This window comes from Bacteroides sp. HPS0048, from assembly GCF_964240755.1.
GTDB classification, from domain to species: Bacteria; Bacteroidota; Bacteroidia; order Bacteroidales; family Bacteroidaceae; genus Bacteroides; species Bacteroides nordii.
In genome coordinates, this window is sequence record NZ_CAXSVC010000012.1 from 49,847 (window position 1) to 73,742 (window position 23,896).

Here is a 23,896-nt window from a genome sequence, read left to right on the forward strand (position 1 = left end):
TAGTTAGTAGTCAGAATCCTTTCGGCATGGCAACGCTTCCATACTGCATAGATTCTAACTACTAACTACTGAATTCTAACTACTGATTCTTACGCCCTTCCGTGACAGTTTTTGTATTTCTTACCGCTACCACAAGGACACGGATCGTTACGTCCTACTGTCTTTTCTGCACGTACGGGTTCGCGTTTTACAGCTTCGCGGGTATCCTGCTGTGCAGCAGCCTGTTGATTCGGATCGTTCAGGTCTTGTTTCTGTTCGCGATATTTACTTAAATCCTGGCGCCGTTCGGGAGCTGCTTCACGCACCTCTACACGTTGTGCCTGTTCGGGAGCTTCCTGTACCGGGATTTGTCCGCGCATCAGGATAGATACGGTCTGGTTATTGATCTTGTTTACCATGGTATCAAACAAGTTCACAGATTCCAGTTTATAGATCAACAACGGGTCTTTCTGTTCGTAGCTGGCATTTTGTACTGAATGTTTCAATTCATCCAGTTCACGAAGATTTTCTTTCCATGCTTCGTCAATTACATGAAGCAGGATAGATTTCTCGAATGATTTCACTACCTCTTTAGATTCACTTTCGTAAGCAGCTTTCAGATTACAGGAGATGTTGTACATACGTTTTCCGTCCGTGATAGGAATCAGAATGTTTTCGTACATATGTCCCTGGTTCTCATATACCTGTTTGATTACAGGATTTGCTATTTGTGCCAGACGTTCACTTTTACGTTTGAAGTTGGCCATTGCTTCATCAAAAGTTCTTTCTGCCAGCTTTTCTTTCTTCTCACTACGGAATTCTTCTTCTGTGAAAGGAGCATCCATAGCCAATGTCTGAAGAAGGTCGAACTTACAGTTTTCATAATCTGCATTGTTTTCAATGGCGGCTGCACAACGGTCCCAAATCATATTTACAATGTCCATACCGATACGTTCGCCCATTAACGCATGGCGACGTTTCGTATAAACAACTGTACGCTGCTTGTTCATTACGTCATCATATTCCAGCAAACGTTTACGGATACCGAAGTTATTCTCTTCCACCTTCTTCTGTGCACGTTCAATGGAGTTTGAAATCATCTTATGTTCGATCATTTCTCCTTCCTGGAATCCTAATCTATCCATGACACCGGCGATACGGTCGGAAGAGAAGAGACGCATCAAATCGTCTTCCAGTGAAACGAAGAATACAGAAGAACCCGGATCACCCTGACGTCCGGCACGACCACGCAACTGGCGGTCTACACGACGGGATTCGTGACGTTCTGTACCAATGATAGCCAAACCGCCGGCAGCCTTAACTTCCGGACTCAGTTTGATGTCGGTACCACGACCTGCCATATTGGTAGCAATAGTCACTGTACCTTGCAAACCGGCTTTTGCCACAATGTCAGCTTCCCGCTGATGTAACTTCGCATTCAATACGTTATGTTCGATTTTACGCATAGTTAACATCTTGCTTAGCATTTCGGAGATTTCTACCGAAGTAGTACCTACCAGTACCGGGCGGCCGGCATTGACCAGTTGTTCTATTTCTTCAATAACGGCTTTATACTTTTCGCGTTTTGTTTTATAAACGCGGTCGTTCATATCTTTACGGGCAATAGGGCGGTTGGTCGGTATTACTACTACATCGAGTTTGTAGATATCCCAAAGTTCACCTGCTTCTGTTTCGGCAGTACCGGTCATACCCGATAATTTGTGATACATACGGAAGTAGTTCTGCAATGTGATAGTAGCAAAGGTTTGTGTGGCAGCTTCTACCTTAACACGCTCTTTAGCCTCGATTGCCTGGTGGAGTCCGTCTGAATAACGGCGGCCTTCCATGATACGGCCCGTCTGCTCGTCAACAATTTTCACCTGTCCGTCAATTACAACGTATTCGTCGTCTTTCTCAAACATGGTATATGCTTTCAGCAGCTGATTGATGGTGTGTACACGTTCCGATTTGATGGCGTAGTTAGTCATCAGGGCATCTTTTTTTTCCAATTTCTGCTCGTCGCTCAGATCCTTTTCATTTTCCAGTTCAGAGAGCTGTGCTGCGATATCCGGCAATACAAACAGAGTCGGATCGTCAGAATTACCTGTGATCAGGTCAACACCTTTGTCCGTCAGGTCTACGCTGTTCATCTTTTCATCAATAACGAAATACAATGGGTCAGTGGCCTCATGCATACGTTTATTGTTCTGTTCCATGTAGATCTCTTCTGTTTTCAGCATACCGGCTTTGATACCCTGTTCACTCAGGAACTTGATCAATGCTTTGTTTTTAGGTAATGCCTTATGACTGCGGAAGAGAGCGAGGAATCCTTCTTCTACCTCTTTCTTATCGTCTGATGCGATTAATCTCTTAGCATCTGTCAGGTATTTGGTTGCCAGTACTTTCTGGGCTTCTACAAGACGTTCTACCAGTGGGCAAAGAGATTCGAAAAGTTGGTCTTCACCTTTAGGTACAGGACCAGAGATAATCAACGGAGTACGCGCATCGTCAATCAATACCGAGTCTACCTCATCGACAATAGCATAGTTGTGTTGGCGTTGTACAAGGTCTTTGGGACTGATAGCCATATTGTCGCGCAGGTAGTCGAAACCAAATTCATTATTTGTACCGAAAGTGATATCAGCCAGATAAGCCTGACGGCGTGCATCAGAGTTTGGCTGATGACGGTCGATACAATCAACGCTTAAGCCATGGAACATATAAAGCGGTCCCATCCATTCGGAGTCACGTTTTGCCAAATAGTCATTCACTGTTACTACATGTACACCATTTCCTGTCAGTGCATTGAGGAATACAGGCAGGGTAGCTACGAGGGTTTTACCTTCACCTGTTGCCATTTCGGCGATTTTTCCTTTATGAAGTACTACACCACCAAAAAGCTGTACATCATAATGGATCATATTCCATATCGTATCATTCCCACCGGCATTCCAGTGATTCTGATAGATAGCTTTGTCACCTTCGATGCGTACGAAATCTTTGGTTGCAGCCAGTGTACGGTCAAAATCTGTGGCAGTTACCACAATTTCTTCATTTTCGGTGAAACGTCTGGCTGTGTCTTTTACGATAGAGAAAGCTACCGGGAGTACTTCTTCCAGTGCTTTTTCGTATATTTCGAGTATCTCTTTTTCGAGTTTATCAATCTGAACAAATACCTCTTCGCGATCTTCCAGTTCTATTGACTCAATACTTGCTTTCAGTTCTTCCACTTTGGCACGTTCTTGGGTAGCAGAGTTGTAGATGTATTGTTTCAGTTCTTGTGTTTTGGCACGAAGTCCATCATTATCCAATTTTTCAACCTCAGGGTAAGCGGCTTTGATTTTGTCTACCCAAGGTTGAATTTCTTTCATGTCTCGTGTGGATTTGTTTCCGAAAATCGAGCTCAAAAATTCATTAAATCCCATTTGTGTATTATATTTATTATTATTTACTTAAGTTGAAAAAAGTGTGTTTTTACCGTATGGTAAGTGGAATTGAAGAACAGGCATTGGGAGCCCGTATCCTCATGGTATGAGCCAGTGTTGGGGCGATATGGCCCACACTTACAGGTGTGTCTATTATCTCCGGTTTTACCGAGTTTCCAAAAAACACAAGTGGTACCGGGATATGCGCGCTACGAATTATTCTGTTTTCCGTCGGATTGGATTCATTGACAATTGTCCATCCCGGCAGCACTTCAATGAGCAAGTCTCCCGAACGTTTGCGGTGAAATCCGTTGCGTATCAGGTCTATTTCCGGTGTCCATGAGCCTAATAGCAGGCGTTGTGCCGAATATGCTTCGTTTACGCCACTAAATTGCATCAGGAAGTCGGCTGCTTTATTCTGTATTTCAGAAAGATCGAGTTGCTTTTTCTCTATCAGCTTGTGGTTGAGATATATTTGCTGGTCATAATAAGCTTCTACATATTGTCCTTCACCGTAAGTAGCCATCAAAAACATATTCAGCAGAGCTGCGCAACGATTCAGGTGGAATTCTCCTCCGGGAATGCGGTAAAGTCCATGATCGGCCGATTCTGTGTCTACGTATCCGGTAGAAGTAATGCAGAAAAGTACATTTTGAAGTCCTATTTTTTTGTCGATCACATCTAGCAGGTGAGCAATACTGCGGTCCAGTCTTACGTATGTATCCTGCAATTCCATAGCACACTCCTGTGAGGTTTTATGGGCATAATTGCCGGCGTAATACATCAGCGAAAGCATGTCCGGTACTTCATCTTTTCCTATGTTACTCTTATCCAGTAACTCTTCGGTCAGTAAATTTACCTCGTCATTAACGAACGGACTGGCTATCAGTCTGCGGAACTTATTTCTCCGGTCATCATCAAATTTATATTTGAAAGGGGTGTCTCTCCATTCCGGTAGATAAATATATTTCTCCATGGGATGAACCGGTGTCCATGTCATATCTCCGATACGGAAATCAACAGCCTGACGATCATTATATTGGCTTACCCACCAGGGAAATTCTGTATAATAAGTGGTACTACACCATTTTCCGGTATTGTTATTCAGCCAGAAAGCACCGTTTCCGGTATGTCCTGCTGCAAATATGGCAGCATCACGGAAAGGGGCAATAGCGTATACCAGCCCTTTGTTGCGTGTAGCTATTTTAAGTTCATCGGCGATAGTGGAAGTGAGCAATAGGGTGGGAGAACTGCTCTCGTCTGTATAGTTTCCCATAAATGCCGGATCGTCCACACAGTTAATAGGGCGTAGTGTCGAAATATCCAACCATTGATTGGCGGTAATTCCGTTCATAGAAGGCGTTGTTCCGGTATAAATGGCAGCTATAGCCGAGGCGCGGTCTACTTTGCTGAAGTTATATTCCGCATTACGAAATACTTTGCCTTCTTTCCAGAGTCTTTTGAATCCTTTTTCGCCATATAGGGAGGAGAAAGCTTCCAAATAGTCTGTACGCAACTGATCAATGGTCAGGCCTACCACCAGTTTTGGAGTAGCAGGTAGCGGCTGAGCCTGTAGCCCGGTAATGGTAAGTACAGTAAGTATGGAAGTCAGTAATCCTTTCATTTCGTTTTTTTATAGGTCAAAATAAGATTGCTTGCTGAACGTATCAACAAACTGAGTGCCAAAGGTACGACAGCTAAATCAATTCTTTGCGGTATTACCGGAAAAAGCAGTATAAAAAGTGTTAAAACAATACAGTTTAGCATGTGGTACCAACATTTTCGTCCTTTTCTGGCAGCATTTACAATGATTGGCAGAAAGATAAGCTCTCCCGGATGGAATACAAAAAGCAGGTAATTGGAACTGACAGCAGGATGTTCTGAAAACAGAGCGAGGAATGCAATAATACAACCGGCAATGCCTGCTATGCCAAACAATATGAGATCAATTCCCCAAAGTCCTCTTTTCTTTCGGATACCATAGATACTGGTACCTGCTACAATAATAAACAAAAGCAGCGCCGATCTCATTGGGGTAAATATATCCGCGATACTTATTGGGGCAGGTGATGAATTTTCGTCTTCACAATTGATAATTAGTTCTGTATCTGCCACCAGTGGCCTTTCGTTCCCATTATTCGTGATTTTTGCTGTTGCAAGTGCATTTTTCAGATAAAACGGAGCAAATACCATCTGTCGGCTTGTTATGGGGCGGTCTGCTTCGCTTCCGATGCAAAAGTCAATACCGAATTGTGCCCATGGATGCCCGTTGGTATATTGGTGTACAATGTCGCGGAATGATTTCGTGCCGTCTTTCTCCGGATAGTTGTAAATCACTTTTCCCTGTATACTTTCTTCTATTTTATCCCGTGGGCGGGTAGCACAGTTATCGTAGAAAAAGTTATACCGGTACACCCGGTTTTCCGGTCGGCTGTTTTCTATCAGTAGCGCAAGGAGTTTTTGTTTTTCTTCCGGAGTCAGGTTGAGTGTTTGTTGCCATACACTACGTTCATCGAAGATATATTCGGCTGCGAACCGGTCATAATTCATTCCTCCGAGAATGTAATCTGTCTGTCCCAGTGCAAAACGAAAAATAAAATTGGGTGCGCCGAAGTTGAATATTCCGTAATTGAATACCCAATCAATGCCTTTGGATGGCTCTTCATAGCGGATGGCAGTATGTCCGAAGTAAGAATAGATCTCTTCTCCGGGAGCACATGTCAGCAAACTAAGACGAATGGAATCCGCGTTATTATCCGGTGTTCCTTTGCCATTTGTAGCCAGGCACAGAAAGAACAATATCAATATTATTTTTATTTTTTTCATCATGAGGATTGTAAGACTGATACCTCTATTTTTTTTTTTTGCAAAGATAATGCAAACCGAGAGTAGAATAAAATGAACTCGTTCATTTTTTATGCCAAGGTGCAGCTAATCTTCGCTTTTTTAGCAAAGATAGGAAATAAAAATTGAAATAGATTAGATTGTACATTTTTGCTTGACAAGATTGTACACCTTTGTGGTACAAGGTTGTACAATCTTGTCAAGCAAAAATGTACAATGTTATAAGCCTTGATTATCAGCTACTTCTGAGTATCTTTATGAGATATTTTCCCGGCATCCCTATCTTAGCCCACGAGGTCTGTGCCAGCACCTTCCACACCGGAGTACCGATCTCCCCATAGTTCGACATTCGTAGAATGGCCTTTATGTCTCCGGTGTCCGTCACCTTAATCCGATCCAATGCCAGTAGCAAGCCGTCATAATTGTGCGTCTTTTTGTTGAGCGCATATTCCGGAGGTGGAGGCAAAATAGAATCCTCCTCCTCCTTCTTCTTCTTTTCTTCTACTTTACTTTCTTTTACTTTACTTTGTCTGAAAATGTCTGCATTTTCCAGACTCAACTCCATCTGAACGGGAAAAATGTTCGCATTTTCTGAGTTCGTACTCTCTTTCTGCTTACATTTTATCTCTTCCTCCTTACATTTCACCTCTTCTAGCAGATAGGGTAATTTAGTTAAATCCCTCTTTCTCCGGCTGGTAGCCTCTAACCATACCCGCTGAATATCCACCGAGGTCAGTATACGATGCTCCTCATAGCTGTTCTTATCAAAAAATCCTTTTTCAATTAGTATACCGATTATACTGTCTACTTCTTCTTTCGTATATTCCCTTCCCAGCTTATAGGCAAATATCTCACATTGTTCCTCATCCCATTGTATGTAATACCCCTCTTTATATATCTTGTAAAGTATTTTTATTACCAGATAAGGTCCTTTGATACCATATTTCGCCTCCAACGATTCGGACACTGCTCCTTCAAAGAAGGTTGCTTTTGTAGGGAAGTAAACGATTCCATTAAATTCTGTTGCCATATTTGTTTAATTGAAAGTTGAAAATTGAAAGTTGAAAGTTGAAAATTGGCTGCGCTATCATGCTGAACAGCAATTTTCAATTTTCAACTTTCAATTTTCAATTAAATACACTTTTTCCATTCCAGAAAGTTCTCCAGGCGGAAGCGTTTCCACTTTCCTTCCTCTACATCCCAGTACATCACAGCTTCCTGTACTTTGCTTGCTTCGTACTCCCGTTTGAAGTCGTGTCTGTAATAAATCAGTGTTGCCTTTACAAACTGAAACTCTCCATCAATAGCCCTGCGGTAGGCAATCACAGCATACCCATATTGCATCCAGTCTATCAGTTCCTCAATACGCTCTACCATCCATATAGCAGTGGTTTGTGTGTATCCTTTCTCTTGTACGATTTGTCTTGTCCATCTCCTTTTTACATTTTCCATAACAGGTTTCAAATTTCTTTTTTTCATTTCATTTTGTTTTATGAGTTTATATTTTTCCGATAACGGCTGCAAGGTCGGGATAATATTCGGATGGAACTAATCGTTGAATAAATGTAAAAATCCGCTCAAATGGCGGATTTTTTATTGCATCTACTTTTTGAAGTTTATATTTTCTTTTTGCGGGATGCGATCGTTCTGCTAATTTCAGTAGTTAATGTTTTGAATTCAACCTCCTTATATATTCCTTGTTTTTTGTATTCAAATCGAAATAGAGTATTGATCTCTTTGGCAATTTTTGCTACACAGACTGTTGGTTTTTCTTCTGAGGCAAGCGAAATAGCTAATGCTTTTATTAAAGATCCTTTGTGATGTCTGATTACTATTCTGTGGTCAATTTCTTGTTTGTCAATGCGCTGTACATTAATAATACCTTCTATCGTTTCTCCGTTTCCGAGTTCTATCTTTATAGAACCGTTAAAATCTGTTTTTTTTGATCGTTGTTTGTCATAAACTTAAATTTTAAATGATTTTTGTACTTTGCAAAGATTGTTAAAAGTTACGATTTGGACAATGAATCAATAATAAAAAGAAGAGGTTGTATAGAGATAGATTTTTGGTAATTAAAACCTTATTTTTTTATTGAAAAGTGTTTCAATAGACGTTCGTTTAATGGCACACTTATTTCAAGCTGTTTTTTCATGTTCCAAATGAGATTAATCATTTAATAAACAAATTTTCGCCATACAATGTAAATATCTATATATCAGCATCATATATAACATCAAACAGAAATATAAATTATTTTATTGAGAAATATTTTGTACATTAAAGAATAGTATATATTTTTGTGCCATTAAACGAACGTCAATTGAAACACTTTTCATAATCAAGTGGTTCGTTTATAATGAAATATGTATAAGGGAAAATAAATATATACATACTACATCTCACCCCTCATATTGTTTATCTCCTGTGATAGGGATACATCTGAGGGTTAGTGTATTAAGATTAGAAAGTTAGTTTAATACACGCTTGACCGGAAGGGAATTCATTACCCCGGTGTCCCTAAAGAATATCCAATTGTGAACAAAACTACAGACATTTGTTGGTATCCGCTTCGTGTTACTTATAGTCGTGAACTATTGCTAAAGGAGGTGCTTGATGCCGAAAAAATTGAGAATTTTATTCCGATGCATTATGAGTACATCAGGCATGCGGATCGTAAGATACGCAAGTTGGTTCCTGTAGTACACAATCTTGTATTCGTTCATGCTTCCTTTGCATGTATTGACCATATCAAACGGTCGGTGGGTTCTTCTTTATCCGTCCGTTATATTATGGATCGTGAGACACAGCGTCCTCTCACCGTTCCTGATTCTCAAATGCGTAGCTTTATTGCTGTTTCTGGTAATTATGAAGAACAGATTGTCTATCTTGATCCTGCTGTCACTGCTTTACAAAAGGGAGACCGGGTACGTATTATTGGGGGTATATTTGAAGGGGTAGAAGGTGTTATTCTCCGTGTTAAGGGAGATCGGCGTGTATCCGTTTGTATAAAAGGGGTCATGGCTGTAGCCACCACCTATGTACATCCTTCTCTAATGGAAAAAATTGAAGATTAAATTATTTTCCTTTATTAACTTTTATTTTCCTTGCTTTAATTTTTAATAATTAATTCTCCTCATGTCTTTGCAATCACAAATTGATACCCTGTGGCGTATCACTCATGAACTTCTTAATTTAGGTTTTGAGGGTACTCCTCTTTTTTCCAACGAATTCTGCAAACTAAATACAGAGGTTTATCGTCAATCCGAATGCCTTTTCCATTTACATGGCTCTAATGCGGAGGAAGAAGCACAGCTCTGTTATGTTCTGCTTACAGGGTACCATGCTACCATCTATGATCATGGTGATAAAAATCAAAAACTACAGTCCATCCTGGACCGTAGTTGGGAAGTTCTTCCATTACTTCCCGTTTCACTATTAAAATGTCAGTTGCTGGTGGCTTGTTATGGAGAGGTATTTGATGAAGAGCTGTCTAAAGAGGCCCATGCTATCATTGATAGTTGGGAAGGCCGGAAATTAACTTTAGCGGAATGTGAAGTTATTGAGTACCTGAATAGCCTGGAATCCAACCCCTGGAGTAACTGGGATGTGGAAGAATGAAATTTTCATACAAATAACAATACGGAACTTTATTTAATAAAAATCTTATGTGTGTTAGAATACTGAATTATTTTTTATTATGCCTGGTTACACTTTTCGTGTCTTGTTCTGCTCCGAAAGAGGTACTTTACTTGCAGGATATAACCTCTTTGAAGGAAGAAAATATTGATAAAAACTATGAAGTAATTATCCATAAGGATGATTTACTGGCCATCTTGGTGAATAGTAAAGATCCTGAACTGGCTTTGCCTTTTAATATGCCTCTGGTAACTTATCAGATTGGGAGTCAAAATCCCGGTCAACAACGTCTTTTAGGTTATCTTGTCGATCAGAACGGTGATATCGACTTTCCTATTTTAGGTAAGCTTCATGTGGAAGGGTTGACTCGTATGCAAGTGACAGAGCTCATTAAGCAGAAATTAATAGAAGAAGATTTGATCAAAGATCCTATTGTCACTGTCCAGTTCCTGAACTTTAAAGTATCTGTGATGGGTGAAGTAGCACGTCCCGGTACATTTGATATTTCCGGTGACCGGATAACTCTGTTGGAAGCTTTGAGTATGGCAGGCGATTTGACTATTTATGGCCGTCGTGACCGCGTAGCCGTTATTCGCGAAAAAGATGGTAAACGCCGTATTCTGTATCACGACCTTCGTTCTTCCGATATTTTTCAATCACCCTGTTACTATCTGCAGCAGAATGATATTGTGTATGTAGAACCCAATAAAGCCAAGACCGGCCAGAGCCGTATCAACTCCAATAATTCCGTTGGTGTATGGCTTTCCGCGGTTTCCGTGCTTGCTTCCATTACTTCTCTGATTGTCACCATGTTTAAATAATCCGGAATATAAAGAATTGATAATGAATACCGAATCGAAAAATAATAATAGTCTTGAACAGGAATCTGAGATCAATATAACCGATATTCTCCGTTTTGTACTATCCAACTGGTATTGGTTTGTACTATCCGTTTTAGTTTGTATCGGCATTGCGTTCTTTTACGTAAAGTCTTCTTCCAAAGTATACAGCCGTAAGGCCTCCGTTTTAATCCGCGATGATTCGAAAGGTGGTGGAATGAGTGAGTCGGCGGTTTTTTCAGATCTTTCTCTTTTTGGTGGTAAACGTAATGTGGATAACGAAGTGCTTGTCTTTCAGTCCCGTCATTTGATGGAGGAGGTTGCGCGACGTTTGCATTTGGATATGAGCTATAAGGTGAAGAATGGTTTGCGCAATGATGAACTTTATACCCATGCTCCGGTCACCGTTTCTTTTCCGGAAGCGGAGGAGCGGCAGGTTATAAAAGTCGTGGTTACTCCTGTTGATTCTGCTACGGTGCGTCTTTCCGGTTTTTCTTTAGCTGTAGGGGGTGGGGGCGTTCATTCGGAAGAGGTTCTGGATGTACATCTGAACGATACGGTTTCTACTCCGATCGGTCCGATGGTTGTTACTCCTACGTTGTACTATACGGATGTATTTTACGGTAAGCCCGTAAATGTAGTCAAATCCAATTTGGAGAGTGTTATCGAAGGGTATCGTGCCAGATTGAAAGTGTCTCTTGCCAGCAAGACGGCCACCATTATCAATCTTGTCTTGGATGACGTCTCTACTGCCCGTGCGGAAGACATCCTGAACATGCTTATTGCCGTTTATAATGAGGATGTTATCAATGATAAGAACCAGATAGCCGTAAATACTTCCAAGTTTATTAACGAACGTCTGATCATCATCGAACGTGAATTGGGAAGTGTGGATGCCAATATCGAAAGCTTTAAACGTGAGAACCAACTGACGGATATTACCTCCGAAACAGGTATGTACCTTGCCAATACGAGCCGTTACCAGCAGGAAGGTCTCAGTCTGGAGAATCAGTTGAGTATTGCCAGATACATTAAGGAGTATTTGACTGATCCTCAAAAGAATTCAGATTTGATTCCTGCCAATACCGGAATTTCGGATAACAGTGTTGAATCTCAGATCAAGGAATATAATGATATTCTCTTGAAGCGTGACAAGTTGGTGGTGGGCAGCAGCAGTAAGAATCCGATAGTGATAGATCTGAATAACTCTCTGAGTGCTATGAAGCAGACGATTATCCGTTCGGTAGATAATCTGATTGTTGGACTGAATATCCAGTTGAAGAATATCCGTGAGCAGGAAGAGCAGACCACGAAACGTATTGAGGCCGTTCCTGCCCAGCAGAAATATGTGCTTACAGTAGAACGTCAGCAGAAGATCAAGGAGGAGCTTTATCTTTACTTGTTGAATAAGCGCGAAGAAAACGCTTTGACACAAGCCATTACCGAGAGTAATGCCCGTATTATAGATTCCGCTTCGGGCAGCAGTGCCCCGGTAGCTCCCAAAACAATGATGATTCTTATGGCTTCTATTGTTTTAGGGCTGGCTATTCCCATGGGTGTATTCTGGTTGTTGAATGTGACGGATACGAAAGTGCGTACCCGTAAGGAGTTGGATGGAGTGCTTACTATTCCTTTCTTGGGTAATATTCCCCGTCATGGTAATAATAAGGGTGAGGATTCGGATGGTATTGTTGTCCGTGAGAACAGTCGTGATTCTGTCTCCGAGGCTTTCCGTATCATTCGTACGAACATGGACTTTATGCGTGTGAAAGCCGCCAACTTACAGGTGGTCATGTTTACATCCGCCAATCCGGGTGCAGGTAAAACCTTTGTCTCGAGTAACCTGGCCATGAGTATCGCCCAGACGAATAAAAAAGTTGTTCTGGTTGACGTTGATATCCGTAAGGGAACATTAAGTGGTATTTTCTCTAACTCTTCCAACCGTATGGGACTGACACATTATCTTTCGGGAAGTACGGATAAGTTGGATGATATCATTGGTAGGAGTGAGGAGTATGAAAAATTGGATGTCATTTTCTCCGGTCCCGTACCTCCCAATCCTGCCGAATTGTTGTTGAGTGAACGTTTCGACCGTCTGATAACGGAACTTCGTAAACGTTATGATTATATCATTGTGGATAATGTTCCTGCGGGTATGGTTGCCGATGCTTCCATTGTGAACCGTGTGGCCGATCTTACTATTTTCGTAGTCCGTTCGGGTGTGATGGATCGTCGTCAGTTACCGGAATTGGAGAACATGTACCGTCAGGAACAACTTCGTAATATGTCGGTGATATTGAATGGAGTTCCTTCAGATCATAAGGGTTACGGTTATGGCTATGGTTATGGCTACGGTTATGGATATGGTTATGGTTACGGTAATGATACTCATAAACATACAAAGATGAGCCATGTAAGGAAAATCCTTTCCCGTTTTTGGAAAAGATAAAAAACCTGATATTGATTTCTTGGCTTTTGTTCCTATAAAAGGAAATTGAAAAAAAACTTTATTGTGAAAAGCATAATTTCTAAGATTTTTGACAATCTGTCTGTAAAGAAGAGATTTGTAAATTATCGGGCTGTTTTGTTTACCGATACGGTGTTATCTGTTGCAGGTACATGTATCACTCTGCTTTTTGTTAATAGTTTTATCACTAATATTGAAAAAGACGTTATCATAACCATCTCGGTTTGTTCGGGTATCATCAGTTTCCTTATTTTTCATTTTCTGAGAGTAAGCAGAAATATTATACGTCATGCATCGATAAAGAGTGTTGGTAAAATTGAGACAGCCATCCTGCTGAAAGAATTATCGTTGTTGATTGTTGCTATTCTGACTGGTTCATGGTTACCGGAGAAGTATTTGTATGTATGCTGTTTTATCGATTTGTTGACAACTACAGGGATCTTAGTGGGTGCCCGCGTAGTGCTTATCTTGATCTATGATATTGCTGTGTTGCAGTTTACTTCCAGAAAAGCAAGAGTGTTGGTATATGGTACCGGTGATAAAAGCGTTGCGCTCAAGAAACGGATGTACACGAGTAAGCATTTTCATGTAGTCGGTTTTGTGAATCCTGATAAAAATCTCAAATCCTACTCTTTGTCAGAGTCACCGGTCTATTATTTTGCAGATGAATCCAATTTTGTATGCTTTGTAGAAAAGTACAATATTAACGGCATTATTTTTCCTTCGTATGAAGAGGCTCAGAAGGAACAGGGGCATTTGGTGAAATTCTGTCAGGATAATAATGTGAAAAACTATGTTTCTCCTCCTATTGATGTTTTGGGGGATGGTTTGAAGAGAACTGTCATCAGAGAAATTCGGATAGAGGATTTATTGGGGCGTGATGAGATCGAGATCAACATGCTGGAAATTATTAAAAATTTTACAGGTAAAACCATTTTGGTTACAGGAGCTGCCGGTAGTATTGGCAGTGAATTATGCCACCAGTTGGCTACCTTCGGGATTAAACAATTGATTCTGTTTGATAATGCTGAAACTCCCATGCACGAACTCCGTCTGGAATTAGAACGCTTTTTCCCCGAACTGACATTTGTTCCTTTTATTGGCGATGTCCGCCAGAAAGAACGTCTTCAGATGGCTTTTGAGAGGTTCCGTCCACAAGTCGTATTTCATGCGGCAGCCTACAAACATGTTCCTTTGATGGAAGAGAATCCTTGTGAAGCGGTCCGGGTCAATGTAGTTGGTTCCCGCCTGGTTGCCGACTTCTGTGTACAATATTGCGTTGAGAAGATGGTGATGATTTCCACCGATAAGGCTGTCAATCCAACCAATGTGATGGGAGCTTCCAAACGTCTGGCTGAGATTTATGTACAAAGTTTAGGGCTTGCTATGGAACATGGCCAGGTGAAAGGAAAAACGAAGTTTGTAACTACCCGGTTTGGAAATGTACTTGGCAGTAATGGCAGTGTGATTCCATATTTTAGAAAACAGATACAGGAAGGCGGCCCCGTTACCGTTACCGATCCCAAGATAACCCGTTTCTTTATGACTATTCCCGAGGCTTGCCGTTTGGTAATGGAGGCAGCCACAATGAGTACCGGTAATCAGATATTTGTTTTTGATATGGGTGAACCGGTAAAGATTGTAGACTTGGCAGAGAAAATGATCCGTCTTGCAGGATACATTCCGGGCGAAGATATTAAAATAAAGTTTACCGGTTTGCGTCCCGGTGAGAAGCTTTATGAAGAGGTCTTGAGTAATGAGGAGAATACGGTTCCGACGGATCATTATAAAATACGTATAGCCAAAGTGAGGGAATACAAACGGGATGAGATACTTGCCTCTTATGATAAACTGGCTGAGTTGGCACTCTCGGTGAAGATTGAAGATACGGTGAGATTGATGAAACAGGTGGTACCTGAGTTTAAGTCGAATAATTCTGTGTATGAGAAACTGGATAAAGAGAATGCGGAGATTTGTTTGAATTGATTTGTCATGTCACTGTAATGTGTTTAGATTCTTCTAATAAACGTAAATAGAGTTTTATGATAAAAGTTTTAGTAACAGGTGGTGCCGGATTTATAGGTTCCAATCTTTGTGAGTATTTACTTGCTCATGATTATGAGGTTGTTTGTCTGGATAACTTTGCAACAGGAAAGATAGAGAATCTTTTTCCTTTATTATCTCAATATCCTGATCGTTTCAAGCTGATAGTTGGAGATATTCGTAAATTATCTGATTGTCAAAAAGCCGTTGAGGGAGTTGATTATGTATTACATGAAGCTGCTTTGGGGTCTGTTCCTCGATCTATTAAAGATCCTCTCACAACAAATGAAACTAATATTTCCGGTTTCTTGAATGTGCTAATTGCTGCACGGGACGCAAAAGTAAAACGTTTTATATATGCAGCCAGTTCTTCTACTTATGGCGATAGTAAGTCATTACCTAAGGTTGAAGATGTCATAGGAAAGCCTCTCTCTCCATATGCGATTACTAAATATGTAAACGAACTCTATGCCGATGTTTTTTCCAAGACATATGAGATGGAATGTATTGGCTTGCGCTATTTTAATGTGTTCGGGCGTCGTCAAGATCCTTTTGGGGCATATGCTGCTGTCATTCCTTTGTTCGTGAAAAAACTTATGGCTCATGAAAGTCCGATCATCAATGGTGATGGTGAGTATAGCCGCGACTTCACTTATATTGATAATGTTATTCAGATGAATATGTTGGCCATGACTACTACCAATCCGGATGCTGTCAATCAGGTATACAATACAGCTTTTGGCGAACGTACCACTTTAAATCAACTGGTGGATTATTTAAAAGAATTTCTAAGTGATTTTGATCCGGAAATAGCCAATGTTGAAATATTACATGGTCCCAATCGGATCGGTGACATCCCTCACTCTTTAGCATGTATAGACAAAGCCAAAACTCTTCTGAACTATCATCCTCAATATAGTATGCGCGACGGTCTGAAAGAGGCTGTTAAATGGTATTGGGACAATATCTAAATTAATAAAACACAACATTATATTATTTATGGATAAAACAAGAATTTGCGTAATCGGTCTCGGTTATGTAGGGCTTCCTTTGGCTCGTCTCTTTTCGACTAAGTATCAAACTATTGGTTTCGATATGAATCAGGCACGTGTGGATGCTTTGATGGCAGGACACGATGCTACACTTGAAGTATCTGATGAGTTGTTGCAATCGGCTATTGCCAACGGATTTAAGTGTACTGCTGATATTGAGGATATCCGTGATTGTAATTTTTATGTAGTGGCTGTTCCTACTCCGGTTGACGAAAATCATAATCCAGATCTGACTCCTCTTTATGCTGCTAGCACAACTGTGGGGAAGGTCATTTCCAAGGGAGATATTGTTGTTTATGAATCAACTGTTTATCCGGGTGTAACAGAGGAGGAATGTATTCCAGTGGTAGAAAAAGTGTCCGGATTGAAGTTTAATGTTGACTTCTTTGCAGGTTATTCTCCTGAGCGTATAAATCCGGGTGATAAACTCCATACAGTGGAGAAGATTAAAAAAGTGACTTCTGGTTCTACTCCTGAGATAGGTAAAAAGGTGAATGAAGTCTACGCATCCGTAATTACTGCAGGTACTCATTTGGCACCTACTATGAAAGTTGCTGAAGCAGCTAAAGTAATTGAGAATTCACAACGTGATATCAATATTGCTTTTGTAAATGAACTATCCAAGATTTTTAATAAAATGGGTATTGATACCCAAGATGTATTGGAAGCTGCATCTACAAAGTGGAACTTTCTACCTTTCAAGCCGGGCTTGGTAGGTGGTCATTGTATTGGGGTTGATCCTTACTACTTAGCACAGTGTGCACAACGTTATGGTTACAATCCTGAAATTATTCTTGCCGGAAGAAGAATGAATGACGGTATGGGAGAATATGTGGCGAATGAGGTTATAAAATTGATGTTGAAAAAAGGGATTCAGGTACTCAATTCCCATATTCTGATTCTCGGCTTTACGTTTAAGGAGAATTGTCCGGATGTCCGTAATACAAAAGTGGTGGACATTTTCAAGGCCTTGCTGGAGTACAATGTAAATATCACCGTTTACGACCCTTGGGCGAATCCAGCTATTGCAAAGCATGAATACGATGTTGAAATAATTAATGAATTACCAAAGCATAAATTTGATGCGGTTATTCTTGCTGTTGCTCATAATGATTTTAAAACTTTGGATGTACCTTCCTTAGGAAAAGGCAACAGTGTTATTTACGATGTAAAATGGGCATTGGATTGTAAGGTTGATGGAAGATTATAACAATATTAAGTTGTTGAAAAATTGATAATATTGAAGCGTGTAAAAAAATAAGAGTGCTTATAATATAATCAAAATGTCAGATACTCAAACCAATAACAAACAGATCGCAAAGAATGCTGCTGCATTGTATTTTCGTATGATTATCACAATGTTGGTGGGATTATATACTTCAAGAGTAATTCTTAATGCTTTAGGAGTGGAGGATTTCGGAGTATATAATGTTGTTGGTGGTTTTGTTTCTATGTTTGCCCTAATATCTGGTGCTCTTCAAAACTCGGTAATACGTTTTTTGATGTACGAACACGGGGCAGGAGACAAAGAAAGGCTCAAGGTAGTATTTTCCATGTCCTTTTTTGTTATGTTAGGACTTGGTGTATTGATCGTACTAGCAACAGAGACTGTTGGTTTGTGGTACTTGTACAATAAAATGGTAATACCCGCAGATCGATTAACTGCTGCTTTTTGGTGCTTTCAGTTCTCCGTATGTAGTTTCATTTTATCGGTAATTAGCACACCATATTCTTCTTCGATTATTGCCAATGAAAAAATGGGTGTATATGCATACATCTCAATTTTAGATGCTGGATTTAAGTTGTTGATTTGTTATGCAGTGATGGTTTCTCCAATTGATAGGTTAATTACATATGCAATGCTTCTGTTCTTTGTAAGTGCAATTAACCAAATTATATATTTGATATATTGTAAACGAAAATTTCAAGAATGCACACTACACTTTATCTTTAATCGGACATTGTTTAAGCAAATGTTTGGTTTTGCTGGATGGAATTTTATTGGTTCTTCTGCAATTGTCCTAAGAAGTCAAGGGGCTAATCTTCTATTAAATGCGTTTGGAGGTCCAATCGTAAATGCTGCCAATGGTATTGCTAATTCAATATGTAATATTGTTTCATCATTCGTTACGAATTTCACTCAAGCGTTTAATCCACAAATTACTAAACGTTATGCTGCAGCTGAATATGAATCGTTAATGAAATTACTTGTTACATGTTCAAAGTATTCTTATTTTTTGATGTATGTATTGGCACTACCATTATTTTTTAACGCACACTACATCTTAAAACTATGGCTGGGGATTGTTCCTGATTATACTGTTGTCTTTGTACGTTGGATTTTGGTATTTCTTTTAGCAGAATCGCTTTCTCGACCGATTGTTACAGCAAAAACCGCAAATGGTAATATTAGAAACTATCAAATTATAGTAGGATTAACGATACTTTTAGTTATACCGATTGCATATTTAGGGTTGAAAATAGGCCTACCTGTTACTTTTGTTGCTTTTGCAAATGCATTAGTTTCAATAATTGTACTATTTATACGTATTTACTTGTTGAAGGGTAACTTTCCTTTCTGGTCTAGTCGTACCTTTATTAAGCGAGTAATATGTAATGTATTGCTTGTAACTCTTATTTCATGCGTTTTACCTAGTATCTCATATCATATTTTGCCAGATGGTTTAATGAATTTTTTAGTGACATCTATTGTTTCGTTTGTTTCATCTTGTATTACAGTATTGTGTCTTGGATGTTCCATTAGTGAAAGAAAATTGATATTTGGTAAAATTAAGCATGTTTTACACATTAAAGATTGACTGATAAAGAGCAGTAATAGTATGATTGTTAAAGAATGTAGTAATGTCGAAAAATTCAATTACTGTTATGGCTGTGGTGTATGCACAAAGGTATGTTCACACCGACTAATTTCCATGAAATTAGTCGATGGATTTTATAAACCAGTTGTCAAAAATCCATCGAAGTGTACGGAATGTGGCTTATGTCTTAAGAGTTGTGCATTCAATTATAATGATGTGATGCAATCTGCACATAATATAGAGGCCTATGCTGCATGGAGTAATGACTATGAGGTGAGAAAGATTTGTTCTTCTGGTGGTATTGGTTTTGAAATTGCTAGTTATTTGTTGTCTAAAGGGTATAAGGTAATTGCCGTTCGGTATAATGTATCCAACAACAGGGCAGAGCACTACATTGCCGAAACCGTAGATCAGCTTTATGATAGTATTGGTTCCAAGTATATACAAAGTAATACTGAAGGAGCATTAAAGTTGATTAATGAGTATGACAAATATCTATTTATAGGTACGCCTTGTCAAGTGGATTCTATGAAAAGATATGTTCATAGCCGAAAACTTACGGAAAACTTTGTTTTTGTTGATTTCTTTTGTCATGGTGTTCCCTCTATGGACTTTTGGGATAAGTATGTCAACAATGTGAAAAGTAACTTGTACGGACCTATCAAACACATTTTTTGGCGTAACAAAGCAGAAGGATGGCATAAACCGTTTAATATTTGTATTGATATTGATTCTCCTGCAAACAAATCTTTAAGTATAAGAGCCTTTTACAACAGGGGCTTAAATGGACGAGATTATCTGTCAAAGAATACAAATGGAGATGTTTTTTATCATTTCTTCTTCAAACATCATTGTTTAGCACCACAGTGTACGACTGATTGTAAATATAAGTATGATTCATGTGCTGCAGATATACGAATTGGTGATTTATGGGGAAATACCTATAAGAATAATGAAGAAGGTGTTAGTGGAGTTGTTGCTTTTACATCGAAAGGTTCAGAAATCATCAAACAGTTAGATTGCATAACTACTAAACCATGCGGAATTGAAGTCGTGGCCGAATCGCAACTTAAAGAATGTGCAAAAGCATCTAAAGAATCAAAGGCGGTGTTCTCATTATTGAAACATAATGCGCCATACGGATTTATTGTTGGTTATGTAAATACCTGTGAGTTGATGTATCGAATTATTAGTAAGATAAAGAGAATGATCAAAATATGAAAATAGGTGTTATCACATGTCACGCCGTCTTTAATTATGGGGCAGCTCTTCAAGCATTTGCGCTTAGTACATATTTACAGGAATGTGGACATAGCGTGGAGACGATTAACTATATCCCTGAGTATTTTAACCACAGATACAATTTCTGGTATCGTAATCCCAAATCTCGTTTCTACAAGATTTTCAAGTTAAGTAAGGTTTTATTTCTTCCATTTGCACTATATAACTATTATATCAAACAATTATACAAACGCGTTAAACCGTTCCGGGAGTTTGAACATCAGTATCTGAAACTCTCAAAACTATATACTGATTGTGTTGCAATTGTAAATGATTATCCGGGATACGATTGTGTAATTGCCGGTAGTGACCAGATCTGGAATTCTTTTCTTAGTAATGGAAAAGATCCTGCGTTCTATCTGGAATTCGCTCCCAAAGGTGTGAGAAGGGTTGCATATGCAGCGAGTTTTGGTTCTACGCAGATAAATCAGGAGTTCTTAAAAGAAGTGTCTTCGTGGTTGAAAAAGATTGACTACTTATCTGTTCGTGAATCATCGGGAGTGGGCTTGCTAAATCAATGTGGTGTTGATGGCGTTCAGGTTATGGATCCTGTATTTCTACTAACTTCTCAGGAATGGATCCAAAAACTACCGATTAGAAAATTTGAGGAAGATTATATCATTGTCTATGATTTGTCTGAGAATAATACTGATATAGCAGATTATGCAAAATGGTTGTCAGGAGAAACTGGTTATAAGATTATCTCTGTGAATGATAGAAAACAACGTCAATATGCTGACAAAAATATCAATGATGCAGGTCCTGTTGAATTCTTGTCATACTTGGCTCATGCAGACTATGTGGTAACTACATCATTCCATGCAAGTGCTCTTTCTTTGATATTTGAAAAAGAGTTGTATACTTTCTCCAATAAGGGGGCCAATAATTCCAACCGAATGGCAGAACTACTTGCATTGGTAGGAGTTGATTCAAGGTTCAATCCAGAGCAGAAGTTGTATCCTAAAATAGATTATTCGAAAGTCAATATGATTAAACGTGCCAAGATTGTAGAATCTAAGAAATATCTAAATAATAGTATTGATGGATAAAGTAACTAAAAATAAGGTCTTGGTGTATCTTCCAATGATTTATCCTGCACGTGTAGGTGGTGTAGAGGTTTACAATTACCACTTGGCAAATAATATCCAAAATTTTGATGTTGCAAGACAGTATGTTTTTTGTACTTCAAAAGAAAGTGTAAAAGGACATGACAATTCTTTTCTGGTATTTAGTGACAAACTATTTGTACTCAGAAGATTTGGTTTAGGCGGTATTTCTTACTTTTTGAATATGTTGCTCAGTTCTCGAATAAGATTAAGGAAAGTCAGGTCTATTTATGCAAGTTATGTTAGTAGTACGAGCACTGCAGATATTGTTCTCCTGTTACTACTTCATTATATATTCTCAATCCGCATAGTGCTTCACATACATGGAGGAGGAATGAAGCCATGGAAACCATTCTGGTTGCATAAGTTATTGTTTGAAAAAGCTTCCGCTATCCTTGGAGTATCTGAAAAGATATGCGAAGAGTATCAAAGGAGGTCGGGCAAGGCTGTAACCCTTTCTTTGCCTATTGTTCCCTTTAAAAAGTCGAACAAGACGAAAGACGTCCTTAAAAGAGAACTCGGACTTGACCAATTTCAGACGGTCATACTATACGTGGGTTCCATAAAGGAACTGAAGTCGCCAAGGACTTTACTGGATGCATTCTTCTCTTTGCCTGAGAGTTGGGTTAAGGTACATAATACAGCCTTGGTATTTTGTGGTGATGGTCCTATGCGAGCGCAAATGGAGGAGGATGCCAAGAAACATAAGTATAAAGATCGTATTTTATTTATGGGTAATATTGGTAATGAGGATGTAAATAAATATTATGCTGTGGCTGATAAGTATGTGATTTGTTCATGGTTTGAGGGAACACCTATTTCTTTATTGCAAGCGTATGACAACAATGTGTTGTCGTATGGAACAAATGTAAATGGAATAAATAAGGTAATTAAAGATAAGGAAACAGGGTTTTTGTTTGAAAAAGACGATTCTGTTACACTCGCCAGATTGTTGCAAGAAGATAATTCTGTGGAAGATACTTGCAAGATTGTAACGAATGCAAAGCACTTTTATGAATCAAAATTCAGTTATAAATCTGCGATTTCTGGCATAGTCAGTGTATTGTAATGGAAAAGATAATCAATGTTCAGCAACTGTCTATTACAGGTATGTTTGTTGTATGCCTTCTGATCTTAGCTCAAGTATTTGGAGTACCAGTTGCCGGTTTGGCAATTGGTGGTTTACTTTGTGCTCAGTATGTAGCCAAGAGAGATGTCGATGGTTTTATTTTTTTGTGGCTGGTTATATTTCCTGCTGGTTTTTTCTCATATTATGTAGATGTAATTTCATTAAAAGAAGTATTTGCTATAGGTGTAATATTGCTATACTTGAATAACAAAAGTCTCTTCTCCCCTCGGAATGGCGGTCAACGAAAAATGGTACATTATGTAGGTTATTTGTGTGTTTTTCTCTTTCTATTCACTGTAGGTCATTCTATTCGTTGTGTGTTATTGCATTTTCGGGGGTATGAGACTCGATCTATAGGCAATGCGGTTTCAATTTTCTTTAAGGGTTTTGTTTATTACTATAGCATATATCTTGTGTGTATTCGCATGCTTGTGGGTTCTCCAATAGAGAAAAGAGCGTTCTTCTATGCAATACTCGGAAGCTGTCTCATACAGTCAATAGGGCTATTTTTCCCTTCATTCTTTTTCAATATAAATACTGCTTGCTATGAATTGGAGGATATGAGTACAATTACAGCCAATTCCAGAATGACTCCATTGTGGTCGCTGACTGGAGGTGCAAATACTTTTGCTGCGTATATGGCGATGGTGTTTGCCTTTATTGTGATGTCAGAAGTAAAGATTAAGTTTAGTCTGTTCTTTGCTTTTTTGTTATTAGGATCTACTTTAGCCACATTGTCACGTTCTGGGTTTGGTGCAATTGGTATAGTTCTTTTCTTTTATGTTCTTAGTTCATTTAGCGGTAGGTCAAGTGCCAAAAATATTTTCTATATTCTAATTGCGTTTGGTTTGTTGTATTTCGCTTTTACAGAACGAATAGATATGCTCTTTGAACGATTCTCCGAGATTTCCAATGAAATAAACAGAGATAGCGATATGATAGGTAGAGCTGCAATCTTGTATGAATACATCGACTATATGAATAAGAATACTATGTACTATTTAACAGGTGCCATGAAAGAACTTGGTTTTACATTTGTACCTCACAACATGTTTTTTACCTCTATATATTACAATGGGGTTTTTCCGTTGGTTCTGCTGTTAATATCTATTATCGGATTTTTCAGAATATTGAAATATGAACATAAATATTTGATTTTGGCAATACTAAGTTCTTTCGTGTTTACTGAGTATTTCCATAGTGAAATAGGTGAAGCTTTTGCGTTGCTTTTCCTAGTTTGTATTTATAAAGATTATCATACTCAAAATATTTAGTC

The 23,896-nt window shown here is 39.0% G+C and carries 18 protein-coding genes; 13 read left to right on the forward strand and 5 right to left on the reverse strand.

Going from position 1 to position 23,896, the window contains the following annotated elements; genetic code table 11:
- Positions 1 to 89 precede the first annotated feature (89 nt).
- The 5 genes from secA to ACESQI_RS11460 all read right to left on the reverse strand — a co-directional run bounded on the left by secA (position 90) and on the right by ACESQI_RS11460 (position 7,727).
- A complete protein-coding gene (gene secA / locus ACESQI_RS11440; RefSeq protein WP_195348446.1) occupies positions 90 to 3,404 on the reverse strand; it encodes a preprotein translocase subunit SecA in 3,315 nt (1,104 codons plus the stop codon).
- Positions 3,405 to 3,453: 49 nt separating this feature from the next.
- On the reverse strand, positions 3,454 to 5,028 hold the full coding sequence (locus tag ACESQI_RS11445) for an alkaline phosphatase family protein (RefSeq protein WP_373126114.1): 1,575 nt from the start codon (positions 5,026 to 5,028) through the stop codon (positions 3,454 to 3,456).
- Positions 5,025 to 6,233 (reverse strand): DUF4105 domain-containing protein, encoded by a 1,209-nt coding sequence (locus tag ACESQI_RS11450; RefSeq protein WP_025866461.1) that lies wholly within the window; start codon positions 6,231 to 6,233, stop codon positions 5,025 to 5,027. Before ACESQI_RS11450 ends, ACESQI_RS11445 begins: the two co-directional genes overlap by 4 nt.
- Before the next feature lie 250 nt (positions 6,234 to 6,483).
- Complete coding sequence (locus ACESQI_RS11455; RefSeq protein WP_373126116.1) at positions 6,484 to 7,278, reverse strand: DUF4373 domain-containing protein; 795 nt, start codon at positions 7,276 to 7,278, stop codon at positions 6,484 to 6,486.
- A 101-nt stretch (positions 7,279 to 7,379) separates the two neighbouring features.
- Positions 7,380 to 7,727, reverse strand: coding sequence for an SH3 beta-barrel fold-containing protein (locus tag ACESQI_RS11460; protein ID WP_196039522.1), 348 nt, complete (start codon positions 7,725 to 7,727; stop codon positions 7,380 to 7,382).
- Between the two features lie 102 nt (positions 7,728 to 7,829).
- Here ACESQI_RS11460 and ACESQI_RS11465 point away from each other — a divergent pair, with 102 nt between their 5' ends.
- The 13 genes from ACESQI_RS11465 (at position 7,830) to ACESQI_RS11525 (ending at position 23,894) form a co-directional block, all read left to right on the forward strand.
- Entirely contained in the window at positions 7,830 to 8,069 is a 240-nt protein-coding gene (locus tag ACESQI_RS11465; protein ID WP_234130791.1) for a hypothetical protein, read from the forward strand.
- Positions 8,070 to 8,782: 713 nt separating this feature from the next.
- Positions 8,783 to 9,322 carry a UpxY family transcription antiterminator gene (locus ACESQI_RS11470; protein WP_195660662.1) on the forward strand — a complete coding sequence of 180 codons (540 nt, stop codon included), beginning with the start codon at positions 8,783 to 8,785 and terminating at the stop codon, positions 9,320 to 9,322.
- A gap of 61 nt (positions 9,323 to 9,383) precedes the next feature.
- Positions 9,384 to 9,866 carry a UpxZ family transcription anti-terminator antagonist gene (locus ACESQI_RS11475; protein ID WP_195660663.1) on the forward strand — a complete coding sequence of 161 codons (483 nt, stop codon included), beginning with the start codon at positions 9,384 to 9,386 and terminating at the stop codon, positions 9,864 to 9,866.
- 47 nt (positions 9,867 to 9,913) lie between these two features.
- Positions 9,914 to 10,705, forward strand: coding sequence for a polysaccharide biosynthesis/export family protein (locus tag ACESQI_RS11480; RefSeq protein WP_195660664.1), 792 nt, complete (start codon positions 9,914 to 9,916; stop codon positions 10,703 to 10,705).
- Between the two features lie 22 nt (positions 10,706 to 10,727).
- A complete protein-coding gene (locus ACESQI_RS11485) occupies positions 10,728 to 13,172 on the forward strand; it encodes a GumC family protein (RefSeq protein WP_373126118.1) in 2,445 nt (814 codons plus the stop codon).
- Positions 13,173 to 13,235: 63 nt separating this feature from the next.
- Positions 13,236 to 15,176 (forward strand): polysaccharide biosynthesis protein, encoded by a 1,941-nt coding sequence (locus tag ACESQI_RS11490; RefSeq protein WP_373126119.1) that lies wholly within the window; start codon positions 13,236 to 13,238, stop codon positions 15,174 to 15,176.
- Positions 15,177 to 15,232: 56 nt separating this feature from the next.
- Complete coding sequence (locus tag ACESQI_RS11495) at positions 15,233 to 16,204, forward strand: SDR family oxidoreductase (protein WP_195660667.1); 972 nt, start codon at positions 15,233 to 15,235, stop codon at positions 16,202 to 16,204.
- A 28-nt stretch (positions 16,205 to 16,232) separates the two neighbouring features.
- Positions 16,233 to 17,495, forward strand: coding sequence for a nucleotide sugar dehydrogenase (locus ACESQI_RS11500; protein ID WP_195660668.1), 1,263 nt, complete (start codon positions 16,233 to 16,235; stop codon positions 17,493 to 17,495).
- Between the two features lie 73 nt (positions 17,496 to 17,568).
- The gene (locus ACESQI_RS11505; protein ID WP_195660669.1) at positions 17,569 to 19,104 is read left to right on the forward strand and encodes an oligosaccharide flippase family protein; all 1,536 of its coding nucleotides are present in this window, start codon (positions 17,569 to 17,571) and stop codon (positions 19,102 to 19,104) included.
- A 21-nt stretch (positions 19,105 to 19,125) separates the two neighbouring features.
- Entirely contained in the window at positions 19,126 to 20,325 is a 1,200-nt protein-coding gene (locus ACESQI_RS11510; RefSeq protein ID WP_195660670.1) for a Coenzyme F420 hydrogenase/dehydrogenase, beta subunit C-terminal domain, read from the forward strand.
- A complete protein-coding gene (locus ACESQI_RS11515; RefSeq protein WP_195660671.1) occupies positions 20,322 to 21,434 on the forward strand; it encodes a polysaccharide pyruvyl transferase family protein in 1,113 nt (370 codons plus the stop codon). The genes ACESQI_RS11510 and ACESQI_RS11515 overlap by 4 nt, the downstream gene beginning before the upstream one ends.
- The gene (locus tag ACESQI_RS11520) at positions 21,427 to 22,560 is read left to right on the forward strand and encodes a glycosyltransferase family 4 protein (protein WP_195660672.1); all 1,134 of its coding nucleotides are present in this window, start codon (positions 21,427 to 21,429) and stop codon (positions 22,558 to 22,560) included. The genes ACESQI_RS11515 and ACESQI_RS11520 overlap by 8 nt, the downstream gene beginning before the upstream one ends.
- Positions 22,560 to 23,894 (forward strand): hypothetical protein, encoded by a 1,335-nt coding sequence (locus tag ACESQI_RS11525; RefSeq protein ID WP_195660673.1) that lies wholly within the window; start codon positions 22,560 to 22,562, stop codon positions 23,892 to 23,894. The genes ACESQI_RS11520 and ACESQI_RS11525 overlap by 1 nt, the downstream gene beginning before the upstream one ends.
- The last annotated feature ends 2 nt before the right edge of the window (positions 23,895 to 23,896 follow it).